The organism is Muricaecibacterium torontonense (genome assembly GCF_004793925.1).
In the GTDB taxonomy this organism is placed as follows: domain Bacteria; phylum Actinomycetota; class Coriobacteriia; order Coriobacteriales; family Atopobiaceae; genus Leptogranulimonas; species Leptogranulimonas caecicola.
In genome coordinates this window covers 64,857-78,659 of sequence record NZ_SRYE01000003.1, presented here as the reverse complement: position 1 = coordinate 78,659, position 13,803 = coordinate 64,857, and the positions used below count along the sequence as shown (strand labels likewise).

Sequence of the window (13,803 nt, the reverse complement as noted above, 5' to 3'; positions counted from 1 at the left end):
ATATCAGCCATCTTTCCAGGTGCTTGCCGAAGCTGCATTGGTAACGGCTGTATAGGGCTCCGTCAGGGTAGCTAGTTTATTGTTTTCATCAACATAGGAAATATCTGCATGAGCCAAAAGCCCGGTATTCCCATCCGAGGTGCTGTTATAGCTGCCGATCTTGCCCATTTCCAAAGCTTGTGCCCTGGTATCTATTGGTAGGATACTCATGCAAAGGGCGGTGCAGATTAGCAAAAACGGTAGCCTTCTTTTCATAGGGAAGCCCCGTCGCATATGCGCATAGGTTATACCAGGCCTTAATAGCTTTGCATTGCATACGGGGCCCTCTCTCTAGGGAGACATGTTTGACTTGCAGGAAGCCGCCATCGCGGATATTGATAATGTTCGAATCCTACTTAGCTCCTAAGTGCTTCTTTAACGTTAGGGCTTCGTAATTAAGTATATCTATTTGTTATTCTGTTTGTTTTCAGTTGTTTAAATTATGCCTGAGTTCCTAAGTAGCGCTCCCCAATTCATTTCCCTGGCTCTCCCGATAGTGCATTGCCTATGCATTTCTCTATGCCATCTCATCCTCCAAGACAGCTTGACCTCAAGGACACGTGTATACGAGGAGTTCTTATCCTCGATCCAAACAAAAGCAGATTCGGGTTTGCATGAGCGCGCGCTTCTGTTAATATAGCTCTCGCACCAACCCACGGGGATATAGCTCAGCTGGGAGAGCGCATGACTGGCAGTCATGAGGTCAGGGGTTCGATCCCCCTTATCTCCACCACGCATTGCAGGCGGCGGTTTGACCGTCGCCTTTTTTCGTATAAGGGCCTATAGCACAGCGGTCAGTGCAGAGGACTCATAATCCTTTGGTCGTAGGTTCGAATCCTACTGGGCCCACCACAAAAAAATAGCCTCCTAGCTGCGAACATAGCAACTAGGGGGCTTTTCTCTCACAAGATCCTGTTTCTTGGTTCGAGGCTTTTAGGACAAAAAGCGTGCTGTGATAAGGGATGGTGGCCTGTGTCAGACCTGCGTCAACACCCCTCAATCTGTAGGCCAAATCTACCTTTATTATTTATAAGTACCCTTCGGGCTCAGAAGGGGGCAGTTTGAAAGTAGAGCTGCTTTCAAACTGCAAAGCCCCCAGGTAAATTCTGGAAAGTCAAAAGCAGATCCACCTGCGAGATGGGGACGCAGGGCAGATGGAGTTTGGACTGAGCGGCATTTCATGCCTACTAAGTACCATTCCATGCATTCGCGCCTACTAAGTACTTAGTAGGCCAATTTTGCCCAAAATCTGCGTCACTTTATATTTAAGTATCACATCACCCAAGCTCACAGAGTTGGTTTCATATTCAATTGTACTTAGTAGGCACATGCCGAAGGAAATGTACGGAAGAAATGTACTTAGTAGTCGCAAGCGTTGTCGCTCCTCTACATCTTGGCCCAGCAGACTCCATAGATCACCTTTTTCATCGAGCCCTCCTGCCTCTAGGATGTAACGGCTCGATTCTGCAGCCTTCATCTGGGGTGATAGTGCTTTTGATAGCACACCCTCTGTCAGGGTCCCCGTGTGAAAATAGCCTTCCAGATTTAAAAACCCAAAAAAGGGACGTTGACCTGCGTCAACGTCCCAATTCACAGCACGCTTTTTGTCCAGTAAGCCTGGTTCGAGACCGCACCTCTCATAGCGCGACCGAGAAGCCCCTACCCTTGGCAGCAGGAGTTTCTCGGTAGCAAGATAGTTAAAAGGCTGCGCCGGCAGGCCTGCTATTTCGAAGGTTTAGGCGCGCTGAGGGATGACCAGCGATGCCACGTGGGCGGCGACGTCGGCGATGGGAAGCTCAGTGCGCTCGCCAGTGGCGCGATCCTTGAGCTCGCAGACGCCGTTGGCCACCGCGCGCTTGCCAAAGATGATCTGGTAAGGCAGGCCCAGAAGGTCGGCATCGTTGAACTTGACGCCCGGACGCTCCTTGCGGTCGTCCAGCAGGGTTTGGATGCCGGCGTCTACCAGCTGGTCACACACGCCCATGGCGGCGGGCCACACCATATCGTCGTTGATGTCGAGCGCGAGCACCTCCACCTCGAAGGGCGCCACCGATACCGGCCATGCAATTCCAGAGTCGTCATGATGCTGTTCAACGATGGCAGCCAGCGTGCGGCTCACGCCAATGCCGTAGCACCCCATCTGGAAGTACTGCTCTTTGCCGTCCTTGTCCAGGAAGGTGGCGTTGAGGGCGCGGCTGTATTTGTCGCCCAATTGGAAGATCTGGCCCATCTCGATACCACGGGCTGCCGATAAGGGCTTCCCGCATACCGGGCAGCCATCGCCGGCTTGGGCGCTCGCCAAGTCCTCCCAGGCGTCGGGAGCGAAGTCGCGCTCAGGACGGGCGCCAAGATAGTGGGACTCGGGCTTATTGGCGCCCACCACCCAGTTAAGGGATTCCTTGAGGGAGATGTCGCAGATGCAGCGAATGCCCTCAGGCAGCCCCACGGGGCCAATGCAACCCTTGTAAAGACCAAAACTCTCCAGCTCCTCGTCGGTCATGAGGTGATATGAGCCAAAGGCGTGCTCAGCCTTGATCTCGTTGAGCTCATGATCTCCGGGAATGATGCACACCACAGGATCGCCCTCGCCATCTACCAGCGCGATGGCCTTGCGGGTGCTCGAAGCCGGGACATCGAGGAATGCTGCCAGCTCGTCAATGGTGTGGACATTGGGGGTGTCCAAGAGCTCCAGCTCATGATTGTGGGTCTCCGGGCCGTCGGTGACGGTGATGAGCGCGGTGGCCGCTTCCTCATCGGCAGCGTAGCCGCATTCGCAGTAGACCAGCGACGCCTCGCCAGACTCAGAAAGGGCCATGAACTCGATGGAACCCGAGCCTCCGATCTGGCCGGAATCCGCATCCACAGGCACTGCCTGGATGCGGCAGCGGTCGCACACGCCGGAGTAGGCGTCATACATCTGGTCGTAGGTGCGCTTCATGCCCTCGACGTCTGCGTCGAAGGAGTAGGCATCCTTCATGATGAACTCGCGGCCACGCATAAGGCCAAAGCGAGGACGAAGCTCGTCGCGGAACTTGTCCTGGATTTGATAGAGGTTCACCGGCAGCTGTTTGTAGCTGCGAAGCTCCCCCTTTACCAGATCGGTGATGGTCTCCTCGTGGGTAGGACCTAAGGCAAAGGCGCGCTCATGGCGATCGGAAATGCGCATAAGCTCGGGACCGTACACATCCCAACGCCCCGACTCTTCCCAAAGCTCTGCGGGAGTGAGGATAGGCATGAGCAGTTCTTGAGCGCCGTGGGTGTCCATCTCGTCGCGCACGATGGCCTCGATCTTTTGCAGGGAGCGCCAGGCCAGCGGCAGATAACTGTAGAGGCCGGCTGCGGTCTTTCGAATCATGCCGGCACGAAGCAGCAAGCGGTGGCTTGCCAAGTCTGCATCCGCAGGATCCTCTTTTAAAGTGGGCGCATAGAGGGCGCTCATTCGCTGAAAGGTGTTCACAGCTTTCTCCTATCGCGCATGACTTGCGCATCCATCGGCTGAAGTCTATCTCCAACCGGCACTTATCCTACCCGGTAGAGCCTAGGATTGATCGTTGGCAGAAAAACGCGCCTCGATCTCTTCCATCAGGGCATCCACGATGCGATCTTCTGTCACCTTGCCCACCACCTCGCCGCCGGCGATGAGTAGGCCTTGGCCTCGACCTCCGGCAATGCCTATATCGGCTGCCTTGGCTTCGCCCGGGCCATTGACCACGCAGCCCATGACTGCCACCGATATGGGAGCTTTTACACTCTTGAGACGCTCCTCTACCTCAGAGGCCAAGCCGATAAGATCGATCTGGCAACGCCCGCAGGTAGGGCAGCTCACGATCTCTGGCGACCGGCGCCTAAGGCCCAACACCTGAAGGATGGACCAGGCGACACCGATCTCTTCCAGCGGGTCTGCAGTGAGCGAAACGCGAATGGTATCCCCGATGCCCTCTGCTAAAAGCACTGACAGAGCGCTGGTGTTTTTGATGGTGCCCGCTTGCAGCGTGCCTGCCTCGGTAACGCCTAGGTGCAAAGGGATATGAGGTAGCACTCGAGCCAATTCACGGTTGGCTTTGATGGTGGAGGGCACCGAGTGGGTCTTGGCCGAAAGAACGATGGAGGTAAACCCACGCTCTTCAAAGTGGCGGACAAAGGACACCGCACTTTGAGTGAGCTTTTGGGGTTGAGTGAGATCTTCGCGGGCATCGATGGCAGGGTCGAGCGAGCCGGCATTCACACCTATACGAATGGGCACAGAAGCGTTGCCGGCCGCATCGATTACCGCATCCACTTTGTCCCAGGAGCCAATGTTTCCGGGATTGATGCGAATGGCAGAAGCGCCACGGGCAATGGCTTCAATAGCCAAGCGGTGGTCAAAATGGATGTCTGCCACTACCGGCAGCGGACTCTGAGTACAGATCTCGCCAAAGCCGTCCAGGGCATCTTTGGTAGGCACTGCCACGCGGACAATCTCACAGCCTGCCTCTGCCAGCGCATGAATTTGCGCCAGCGTAGCCTGAGGATCCTGGGTTTTGGTGTTGGTCATGGACTGCACCGCCACCGGTGCCCCTCCCCCTACCTGCACCCCACCCACAAATACCGGGCGCGTGAGGTCACGGCAGAAGGGCGCCTCTGCCGCTGAATGAGATGCAGGAGGCTGAGGAGAGGATTTCTCGGCAAGGGCAGGATGGGCGATGATCGCTGCCTGAGCAGGTGTGGGACGAAGGTCTTCCACGTTAGCCTCCAAAGACAAATCGGATGATGTCTTGGCGCAAGAGCACGAAGAACAGCAGCATGAAGAGGGCGATACCCACCATAGAGACGGTGCTTTGGAGCTTGAGAGACACCGGTTTCTTGCGGATGGCCTGGATAGCCTCGATGACGATCTTGCCTCCGTCCAAGGGAGGGATGGGCAAAAGGTTCATGAAGCCCAGGCTCAGAGAGACGGCAGCGGCCAAAATGGCGAAGGAAGCCAATCCTTGGCTCGCCGCTTGGCTGGCCATGACCGAGATGCCCACCACCGAGGAAGAATTCTCGATGACCTGGGAGAAGTGTGCCGGTTGGAAGAGCTGGGAGATGTAGATCGCGGTAGTGGCCACATAGTTGGCAGCGTAAGAGAGTGCCTCGCCAAGACCTAGACGCACTTGCTGAGTTTGCGCCTGGACGCCAATACGCTGGGTCTCAGGGTCTGCCATCACTGTCACAGAGCGCTGCTGGCCATCGTGCTCATAGGAGATGTCCATGGAGCTTCCCTGATCGATGGCCTCTTGCAGTTGGAGCGCAAAGGCTTCCCACGTGTCTGTAGGAGTGCCATTGACAGAGACCATGCGATCCCCTGCCACAAGCCCTGCCTGAGCCGCCGGCGACCCTTCTACAACTGCTCCCAGTACAGGCTCGTTGGTAGAGGTGGTCACACCCCAAAGGGTAAGCACCAGTACCACCAGCAGCAGTCCGCATAAAATATTGATGGTTACACCGCTCACCAGCACAAAGGTGCGGCCCCAAAAGCCATGGGCCAGATAGGTATGTGCGCGCTCGTGAGCCAGAAAAGCCGCCGGATCATCGATGGGATGAGGCTCGCCTGCCTGGGTGGTGCCAGAGGCGTCAAAGTCATGGCCCTTGTCGTAGCAGGTGAGAAGCCGAGGATCGCGGGCCAGGGTTTGGAAGAAGTCCTTCTCGGCAGCAGTGGCATCGGGGTCTTCAGAGCTGGCAGATGCTGGAAGCGTATCGTCCTGTTGAGGCTCGAAGGGCTCGATGGAACCCCAGTCTGTGAGGGTCATGAGGGCGTCGCCCGCCTCTGCGGGAGTGCAGCCCACCTCGCGAGCTACCTGGGCTACCGAGACGCGCCCGTGCTTCATGACACAGGCCAGCGCCTGAGCCAGATAGGGGCTCTCTTCGCCCTCCATGCCGCACACCATGGTGTAGCCGCCCAGCAGAATGGGGGTTACGCCATAGACGGTGCCGTAGCGCCTGGAGGCTTTTGCCAGCCTAAAGCGACAGGGCATGCCCAAGAAGAACTCTTTGACGCGGATGCCCAGGATGCGCGCGGCCAGAAAATGGCCGCCTTCATGGACAAAGACCAGAACAGATAGCAGCAGCAGACCCCAGATGATCGCGGAGACCGCTCCCCCCAATCCCGCTAGCATGAGAGACCTCCGATGACCTTGCGGGCTTGCTGGCGTGCAGCGGAGTCCACCTGTGAGATTTGCTCCAGCGAGACTACCGGCTCTACCTGGGTGGTGTCTATGACAGACTCCACTACCGAGGCGATGTCGGTAAAGCCAATGACGCCATTTCTAAATGCGCCATTAGCCACTTCATTGGCCGCATTCATAGCACAAGGCAGCGTGCCCCCAGCCCGGCCTGCCTCGAGCGCCAAAGCCAAGCAGCGGAATACGCTAGTATCAGGCGAGCCAAAGGTAAGGGAGCCCGCGTCGCGCCAATCCACATCAGGACACGGCGCCTCCCAGCGATCTGGATAGGAAAAGGCGTACTGAATGGCAATGCGCATGTCCGAGGGGCCCAACTGAGCGATGGTGGAGCCGTCGCAAAACTCCACCATAGAATGAACCTTTGATTGAGGATGGATAAGCACTTGAATGTCATCCACCGGCACGTCAAAGAGATGATGGGCCTCGATGACCTCTAAGCCCTTGTTCATGAGAGTGGCCGAGTCAATGGTGATCTTTGGCCCCATGGACCAGGTGGGATGGGCCAGCGCCCTCTGAGCGGTGACCTCTGCGAGCTTTTGGGCGTCCCAGCCATAGAATGGACCACCCGAGCAGGTGAGCCAGATGCGCGCAAGCTCTTTAGAATTAGCACCTTGGAGACACTGGAAGATGGCCGAGTGCTCAGAGTCTACCGGGATGAGCCTGCCGGGGGCAGCCATGGGCATGAGCAGGTCGCCGCCTGCCACCAAGGACTCTTTGTTGGCCAAAGCCACGATTTTGTGTGCCGCCAGTGCTGCATAAGCCGCATAAATGCCGGCTTCGCCCACAACAGAGACGAGCACGCAATCCACGTCGTCGCGCTGGCAGAGCTCGGCAACTCCGTCAGGCCCCGACAGCAGCTCGCAACCAGAGGGCAAGTTATCCAACGCGCCGTCTTGCGCATGGGCCTTGTCTGCCACCGCAACAACCCGGGGATGGAACTTACAAGCTTGATCTACCAGCTCTGCAGTGCGAGTGGCAGCGGCAAGGGCCACCACCTGCACTTTATCCGAATGCTGAGCACAGACATCCAGGGCCTGGGTTCCAATGGACCCGGTGCTTCCCAGGATGGCAACGCGCAGAGGCTTCTTACGTCTCACGAGTGCGCGGTCATCGATGATATTCACGCGAGGCCTCCCAAACGAAGAATGAAATAAGCAGTCATTACGCCAAAAAGAATGGAATCGGTGCGATCGAGCATGCCGCCATGGCCAGGGATGAAATTGCCTGAATCTTTGACGCCTGCCGAGCGCTTGAGCCTGGACTCAAAGAGGTCGCCGATGACACCGATGGTTCCTACACCCACACCCCCCAACAGGGCGATGGGAAGGCTCACTCCAGGCAAATGAATGGCATACATAAGCAGCCATACCCCAATGGACCCCACGATGCCGCCGGCAAAGCCCTCCCAAGTTTTATGAGGGCTGATCTTTGGAGCCATGCGATGGCTCCCCCAGCGAGATCCCACAAGGTAGGCCACCGCATCGTTCATCCAGATAGAGGCAATGACCCCAAAGCAAAGCACTGCCTCGGCACTCACGCCAAAGTAGGTGGCGCTACCGTGCATGAGTCGAATGCTGGTGACAGCGCTCAGCAGATAGCCCGTGTAGATTGGAGCAAAGACGGTGACTGCAGCATCGGATACCGAAGCCCTCGCTGTCCACACGTACCACACGCCCGTGGCCAACACCAACACAGAAAAGATGGCGGTGAGCGTAAGCGGCGGGAACAGCGGCGAAAGCGCGAAGGCTACCGCAGCCGCCAGACCAATGAGTTCGTTGGGCATACGACCCATCATGCGAGACATGCGGAAAAACTCCGAGCAGCAAAGCCAAGCCATTGCCGAGAAGAGCAAAGCCGTGGGAATGGCTCCCCAAAAGAGGCAGATAATCACCACGATGGAATAGAGAATGCCCGAGAGAGTACGGGTGAGCATCTTTTCTGAGAGCCTGCGGACCTTGCTGGAGCGGGTGGCACCCTCAAGTCTCAGAGTCTCCCGACGCTCGCGATTTTGCTCATAGTGATGAATGGCAGTATCGAGGCCTTCGGTCTTCTCGGCATCTGGAATATCCGGTTTTGGCTGAGAGCGGGAATCAGAGGGATCGATCACGCCTCTTCCACTCCCCCGAAACGCCGGTCTCGACCCTGGAAAGATGCGATGGCGCGCAAGAGATCCCAGCGATCAAAGTCGGGCCAGAGCACGGGTGTGATATAAAACTCTGAATAGGCTAGTTGGAACAGCAGATAGTTGGAGAGCCGCAGCTCGCCGGAGGTGCGAATGAGCAGATCCGGGTCTGGAAGCCCTGCGGTGTAGAGATGAGAAGCAATAGCTTCTGGATCGATGGAGTTGGCATCGCGCTCGCCATTGACCACCTCTAAGGCAAGCTCGCGGGCAGCACGGGCAATCTCTGCTCGCGAACCGTAGTTCACCGCCAAGGCCAGCACCATGCCTGTGTGGTCGCTAGTGTGGTCGAGTCCCTCTTGGAACACATCGCGAGTCTCTTGCGGCAGCGAGGTAAGGTCACCCAAAAAGACGAGCTTGACGTTCTCCTGGTCAAAGAGCGGCAACTCGTTGATGAGCGTGGTGGCAAAGAGGTGCATAAGCATATCCACCTCTTCTTGAGGTCTATGCCAGTTCTCAGTGGAAAACGCATAGGCGCTCAGCACGTCGATGCCCAAACGCACGCAAGAGGTGATGATCTCACGCAACGCATCGACGCCTGCCATATGGCCAGCTGCGCGCTTGAGTCCTTGCTTGGTAGCCCAGCGCCCGTTGCCGTCCATGATGATAGAAATATGAGCTGGCAGATGATCGAGATCGATATCTGCCAGCGAAATGTCTTGGGGAGCCTCTGCGTAGTGAAGCTCCAGCTCTTCTGCCTTAGGCTGCACCCTTAGATCTCCATGACCTCGGCTTCTTTAGTCTTGAGCAACTCGTCGATCTTCTTGATGTAGGAATCGGTGAGCTTTTGGACGGCTGCCTGCTCGCGGCGCACACCATCCTCAGAGTTTTCCTCGTCGCGCTCGATCTTTGCATTGGCGTCGCGGCGCACATTGCGCACTGCCACACGAGCTTCCTCTGCGTAGCCCTTGCAGGCCTTGACCAGCTCGCGGCGGCGCTCCTCGGTGGGAGCCGGGAAGGGCAGGCGGATGGCCACACCGTCATTGCTGGGGTTGATGCCTAGGTCCGAATTACGAATGGCCTTCTCGATGGCATTGAGGACCGACTTGTCCCAGGGCTCCACCAAAAGCATGGTGGCCTCAGGCACCTTGACGCCAGCCAGCTGGGTCACAGGGGTCTCTACGCCATAGTAGTCCACCATGATGCTATCGAGCACATGGGGGTTGGCACGGCCCGTGCGCTCTTTGGCGAAGTTGGCCTTGAGGGCATCTAGGCACTTGTCCATCTTGGACTCGGTCACAGACATAATGTCGCTCATTAGAGGGTCTCCTCCCCCACCACAGTGGTTCCAACCATCTCGCCCAACAGGGCCTTTTTGAAGACATGCTCGTCATCAATGTTGAAGACAATGATAGGCATATCGTTGTCTTGGCTCAAAGCGGTTGCGGTGGCATCCATCACCTTAAGGTTTTTAGCAAGCACGTCCCTATAGCTAATCTCATCGAAGCGCACGGCATCCTGATGTTTCATAGGGTCTTTATCATAGATGCCGTCAACCTTGGTAGCCTTCATAAGGCAATCTGCGTCGATCTCGCAGGCGCGCAGGGCAGCTGCGGTATCGGTGGTGAAATAGGGATTGCCGGTACCGGCGGCAAATATCACCACGCGGCCCTTCTCTAGATGCCTGATGGCACGACGGCGAATATAGGTTTCTGCCACCTCATGCATCTCAATAGCGCTCATGACACGAGTGGTCATGCCCGCCTTCTCAAAGGCGTCCTGCAAGGCCAAAGCATTCATCACCGTGGCCAACATGCCCATATAGTCTGCCTGTGCGCGATCCATACCGGAGGCGGCACCGGCCATTCCGCGGAAGATATTGCCTCCGCCTACGACGATGCCAATTTGGATGCCATCGTCATAGATGGATTTGATCTCTTGAGCGAGGTGTTCAAGCATGGCTGAGTCGATGCCGTAGTCGCCTTGCCCCATAAGGGCCTCGCCAGAGAGTTTAAGAAGCACGCGATGATATTTGTAACGATCGTCTTTTTGAGTCGAAAGAGCAGTGGTATCCACAAGTAGCTCCCCTAGGTATTGGGATAGGCACATTCCGCCCTATTCTAGCCCAGATGAGAAAGCGGGACCGACTGATGCCGGTCCCGCTTGCTAAAACCATGGAATGAGACCCTTGAATCCAAGAGCTCAATCTAAAAAAGATGCCCTTAGGAGCTACTCACCAAAAGCAAAACGATCGAAGGCGACGATCTCGATGGTGTCGCCCACCTCTTTAGAGGTCTTCTCGGCATACTGGCGAATGCTCATGTCGCCATCCTTGATGAAGGCTTGCTCGGTGAGGACGTTCTCTTTGTAGTACTTATTGAGACGGCCCTCAGCCATGCGCTCCTGGATGGCCTCAGGCTTGCCGGACTCAGCAGCCTGCTTCTTATAGATGGACATCTCATGCTCGATGGTCTCGGCGGGGACGTCCTCGATGCGGGCAGCCACGGGCTGAGCGGCCGCCACCTGCATAGCTACGTCGTGAGCGAAGGTCTTGAAAGCCTGGGTATCGAAGGTGTCAGGCTTGGTGAAGGAGAACTCCACCAGGTCTGCCAGCTTGCCGCCGTGAACATAGCCAGCCAAAGCGCCGTCAGCAATCTCGCGACGAACGATGCGGGCGATCTTCATGTTCTCGCCCATGGTGTGGATGAGCTCGGTGAGAGCGGCGTCCACCGTCTCGTTCTCATTCATGGGCAGAGCCTTGAGAGCCTCGACGTCTGCGGGGTTCTTCTCGGCAACGACCTGGGCCAGCTGTGCCGCGAAGCCGGTGAACTTGGGGTTAGAACCCACGAAGTCGGTCTCGCAAGAGACCTCGACCAGCGCGCCAGCGTGGCCATCGGGGGTGACATAGGCGCCCACGGTGCCCTCGTTGGTGTCGCGGCCAGCTTTCTTCACGGCCTTGGCGATACCCATGGTGCGCAGCACATCTACGGCCTTTTCCAGGTCGCCCTCAGCCTCAACCAGGGCCTTCTTGCACTCCATCATGGGCGAATCAGTCATCTCGCGCAGGGTCTTAACCATCTGAGCGGTGATCTTGGTTGCCATAGGGCAGACCGCCTTTCTTTAGGTGATAGGAAGATGCCTTATAAAGTTCATCTTCTAGGGGACTAAAAGGATGCCGATGCATCCAAGAAGGGCTGCAGTCGCAGGAATCCTTGTTAAAAAGACCTACTGCAACTGCAGCCCGCAAAGCCTGGTAGATCACCAAGCCACACTAACGGGTTAGTTGCCGGCAGGAGCCTCAGCAACGTCAGGGGTGGTTACAGACTCGATGGTCTGCCCCTCGACCTCAACGGGGGCTTTGTCAGCAGAGATCTCAGGTTGCACGTCGAGGATCTGGTTCTCTACGGCGCTGGTGACGGCAGGGGCGGCCATCTCCTCAGCGGTGATCTGCTCTTGGCCCTTGCCAGCCAAAATGGCGTCAGCGATGAGCTCGCACATAAGGGAGACGGAGCGGATGGCATCGTCGTTGGCGGGGATGCCGTAATCCACCACGTCAGGATCGGAGTTGGTGTCCAGCAGGGCCACTACGGGGATCTTCAGGCGACGAGCCTCGCGGATGGCGATCTCCTCGCGCTTGGTGTCCACCACAAAGAGGGCCTGGGGCAGAGCCTTCATGTCGCGCACGCCACCCAGGTTGCGCTGAAGCTTGTCCAGCTCCTTGTTGAGCAGAGCCTGCTCCTTCTTGGGGAGCAGAGCCATGCGGCCGTCCTCGATCATAGCCTCGAGCTCCATCATACGGTCGATACGGGAGCGCATGGTGACAAAGTTGGTGAGCACGCCGCCCAGCCAACGGTTGTTGATGTAGGGCATGCCGCAACGCTCAGCCTGAGTAGCCACGGGCTCCTGAGCCTGCTTCTTGGTTCCCACGAAAAGGACGTTGCCACCCTTGGACGCCAGGTTCTTGAGGAAGGTATAGGCCTGGTCAGCATCGATCACGGTCTGCTTGAGATCGAGGATATAGATGCCATTGCGCTCGCCAAAGATGTAGGGCTTCATCTTGGGGTTCCAGCGGCGGGTCTGGTGACCGTAGTGGCAGCCGGCGTCGAGCAGGGTCTTAATGTTAATCTTGACAGCCATTGTTCTCCTTCGGTTGTTCCTCCGCGTGACGTCATCCCTGACCCACCACTCACACCCTGGCTTAAAGGTGTGAGCACCGCGGCGGCCAAGTGATCACGCGTGTGATGTATCGCCGTACTTTTGCACAGCAAGACCACAGTATAAGCCATCTCTTGCGCCAGTGGCTCAAAACTTTTAGACGGCCCACTTTTCGCAGACGCCCCACAACCATAAAGAAGCTTCTGGATGAGAAGGCTGTGCTTCTCGGCACGATGAGATTCGACGCACGAATTAGGCACCTTTAGAGAGACTGATGCTAGTCTGCCTTGCCTGACCGAGGGTTTGCCTGCTTTGCCGCCTCTTTTATGGCATCCATGGAAAGATGCGTATAGATCTGAGTGGTGGAGATTGATGCATGGCCTAAGAGCTCCTGGACGCTTCTGAGGTCTGCGCCGCCGTCAAGAAGCGATGTGGCAAACCCGTGGCGAAGAGAGTGTGGAGTGAGCGTGGGTGAAAGACCGGCTGCTGCCACAGCGTCCTCCATGCGAAGGCGCAGGCTATCGGCGCTCATGGGATTGCCTCGAGAAGACAGGAATAGTTGCGAACTGGATCTCTTTGCCTGCTCGGCCAGGAGAGGCCGGCCTCTATCCAGATAGGCTTCCAACGCCTGCAATGCCCGATCATGAAGAGGCACCAGACGTTCTTTGGACCCCTTTCCAAAGAGGCGCACCTGTCGCTGAGATCTATCTATATCTGTCACTTTAAGGGCAGCGACCTCGGCAATTCGAGCGCCACAGGCAAACATGAGCTCTATCTGAGCCGCATCGCGAAGCCCCTCTGGTGTCGAGGTGTCAATGGCCGCGAGCATGGCAACCACATCATCCACATTGGCTGCCACCGGCAGCTGCCTGTGAGTCTTGGCTCCAGCCACCGCATCCATGGCATCGGAGCAAGAGAGCTCTTCTCGGCGAAGCCACCCGTAAAACGTCCGAAGCGACGAGAGTTTGCGTGCACGGGTGCGCTCCGCATAGCGGGCTTGCCTAAGGTTGGCCAAATAAGCCCTTGCTTGTCTGTGATCAAGGACGGCAGGATCCACCTCTTCATGCTCACACCAACGGGAGAAGGCTTCCACATCGCTCCTATAAGCCTTCACCGTTTGAGGTGACAGGTTTCTCACCAGGGAAAGATGGTGCAAGAAACCCTCGATCCAGGCGGAGGGAACCGCAAAAGGGCTTTCCTGAGCATCTGGTGCTTTCGATGCCGAGAAGCCCTTTCCTTTGGTCGGTGAACTCTCGTTGTGGGATGCGCGCTTGGGAACCATAAGACTGT

General features: G+C 57.0%; 13 protein-coding genes and 2 tRNA genes. 2 read left to right on the top strand and 13 right to left on the bottom strand.

The features are described from left to right. Nucleotides 1-3: 3 nt before the first annotated feature. Nucleotides 4-168, bottom strand: a complete 165-nt coding sequence (locus tag E5334_RS08640; protein ID WP_167604309.1) for a hypothetical protein — start codon at nucleotides 166-168, stop codon at nucleotides 4-6. A 528-nt stretch (nucleotides 169-696) separates the two neighbouring features. Between E5334_RS08640 and E5334_RS05365 the strand changes: the two genes are divergently transcribed. Both E5334_RS05365 and E5334_RS05360 read left to right on the top strand, forming a co-directional pair. Next, nucleotides 697-772 (top strand) — tRNA-Ala (locus E5334_RS05365). 43 nt (nucleotides 773-815) lie between these two features. Further along, nucleotides 816-891 (top strand) — tRNA-Ile (locus E5334_RS05360). 364 nt (nucleotides 892-1,255) lie between these two features. On the opposite strand, the gene E5334_RS05355 is transcribed toward E5334_RS05360, so the two are convergent. The 12 genes from E5334_RS05355 to E5334_RS05300 form a co-directional block, all read right to left on the bottom strand. Then, the gene (locus E5334_RS05355; protein ID WP_136012583.1) at nucleotides 1,256-1,633 is read right to left on the bottom strand and encodes a hypothetical protein; all 378 of its coding nucleotides are present in this window, start codon (nucleotides 1,631-1,633) and stop codon (nucleotides 1,256-1,258) included. Nucleotides 1,634-1,774: 141 nt separating this feature from the next. Next, nucleotides 1,775-3,478 (bottom strand): proline--tRNA ligase, encoded by a 1,704-nt coding sequence (locus E5334_RS05350; protein ID WP_136012751.1) that lies wholly within the window; start codon nucleotides 3,476-3,478, stop codon nucleotides 1,775-1,777. 99 nt (nucleotides 3,479-3,577) lie between these two features. Next, nucleotides 3,578-4,762, bottom strand: a complete 1,185-nt coding sequence (ispG, locus tag E5334_RS05345) for a flavodoxin-dependent (E)-4-hydroxy-3-methylbut-2-enyl-diphosphate synthase (protein WP_275438941.1) — start codon at nucleotides 4,760-4,762, stop codon at nucleotides 3,578-3,580. 1 nt (nucleotide 4,763) lies between these two features. Next, entirely contained in the window at nucleotides 4,764-6,173 is a 1,410-nt protein-coding gene (locus E5334_RS05340; RefSeq protein ID WP_136012582.1) for a site-2 protease family protein, read from the bottom strand. Beyond that, entirely contained in the window at nucleotides 6,167-7,363 is a 1,197-nt protein-coding gene (gene dxr, locus E5334_RS05335; protein ID WP_275438940.1) for a 1-deoxy-D-xylulose-5-phosphate reductoisomerase, read from the bottom strand. Before dxr ends, E5334_RS05340 begins: the two co-directional genes overlap by 7 nt. Further along, nucleotides 7,360-8,346 carry a phosphatidate cytidylyltransferase gene (locus E5334_RS05330; RefSeq protein WP_265591233.1) on the bottom strand — a complete coding sequence of 329 codons (987 nt, stop codon included), beginning with the start codon at nucleotides 8,344-8,346 and terminating at the stop codon, nucleotides 7,360-7,362. Before E5334_RS05330 ends, dxr begins: the two co-directional genes overlap by 4 nt. Then, on the bottom strand, nucleotides 8,343-9,128 hold the full coding sequence (locus E5334_RS05325) for an isoprenyl transferase (RefSeq protein ID WP_136012581.1): 786 nt from the start codon (nucleotides 9,126-9,128) through the stop codon (nucleotides 8,343-8,345). The genes E5334_RS05330 and E5334_RS05325 overlap by 4 nt, the downstream gene beginning before the upstream one ends. 2 nt (nucleotides 9,129-9,130) lie before the next feature. Then, nucleotides 9,131-9,676, bottom strand: coding sequence for a ribosome recycling factor (frr, locus tag E5334_RS05320; RefSeq protein WP_136012580.1), 546 nt, complete (start codon nucleotides 9,674-9,676; stop codon nucleotides 9,131-9,133). After that, complete coding sequence (gene pyrH, locus E5334_RS05315) at nucleotides 9,676-10,434, bottom strand: UMP kinase (RefSeq protein WP_265591234.1); 759 nt, start codon at nucleotides 10,432-10,434, stop codon at nucleotides 9,676-9,678. Before pyrH ends, frr begins: the two co-directional genes overlap by 1 nt. Nucleotides 10,435-10,587: 153 nt before the next feature. Beyond that, nucleotides 10,588-11,460 (bottom strand): translation elongation factor Ts, encoded by an 873-nt coding sequence (gene tsf, locus E5334_RS05310; RefSeq protein WP_136012578.1) that lies wholly within the window; start codon nucleotides 11,458-11,460, stop codon nucleotides 10,588-10,590. Nucleotides 11,461-11,637: 177 nt separating this feature from the next. Then, nucleotides 11,638-12,495: a 30S ribosomal protein S2 gene (rpsB, locus tag E5334_RS05305; RefSeq protein WP_136012577.1), complete on the bottom strand. Its 858-nt coding sequence runs from the start codon at nucleotides 12,493-12,495 to the stop codon at nucleotides 11,638-11,640. Between the two features lie 295 nt (nucleotides 12,496-12,790). Then, the gene (locus E5334_RS05300) at nucleotides 12,791-13,795 is read right to left on the bottom strand and encodes a tyrosine recombinase (protein WP_136012576.1); all 1,005 of its coding nucleotides are present in this window, start codon (nucleotides 13,793-13,795) and stop codon (nucleotides 12,791-12,793) included. Nucleotides 13,796-13,803 lie beyond the last annotated feature (8 nt).

Excerpts from the sequence above, each read along its gene's own strand:
- E5334_RS08640 (WP_167604309.1), bottom strand. The coding sequence starts at position 168 with ATGGGCAAGATCGGCAGCTATAACAGCACCTCGGATGGGAATACCGGG.
- E5334_RS05350 (WP_136012751.1), bottom strand. The coding sequence starts at position 3,478 with ATGAGCGCCCTCTATGCGCCCACTTTAAAAGAGGATCCTGCGGATGCA.
- E5334_RS05340 (WP_136012582.1), bottom strand. The coding sequence starts at position 6,173 with ATGCTAGCGGGATTGGGGGGAGCGGTCTCCGCGATCATCTGGGGTCTG.
- frr (WP_136012580.1), bottom strand. The coding sequence starts at position 9,676 with ATGAGCGACATTATGTCTGTGACCGAGTCCAAGATGGACAAGTGCCTA.
- tsf (WP_136012578.1), bottom strand. The coding sequence starts at position 11,460 with ATGGCAACCAAGATCACCGCTCAGATGGTTAAGACCCTGCGCGAGATG.
- rpsB (WP_136012577.1), bottom strand. The coding sequence starts at position 12,495 with ATGGCTGTCAAGATTAACATTAAGACCCTGCTCGACGCCGGCTGCCAC.
- E5334_RS05300 (WP_136012576.1), bottom strand. The coding sequence starts at position 13,795 with ATGGTTCCCAAGCGCGCATCCCACAACGAGAGTTCACCGACCAAAGGA.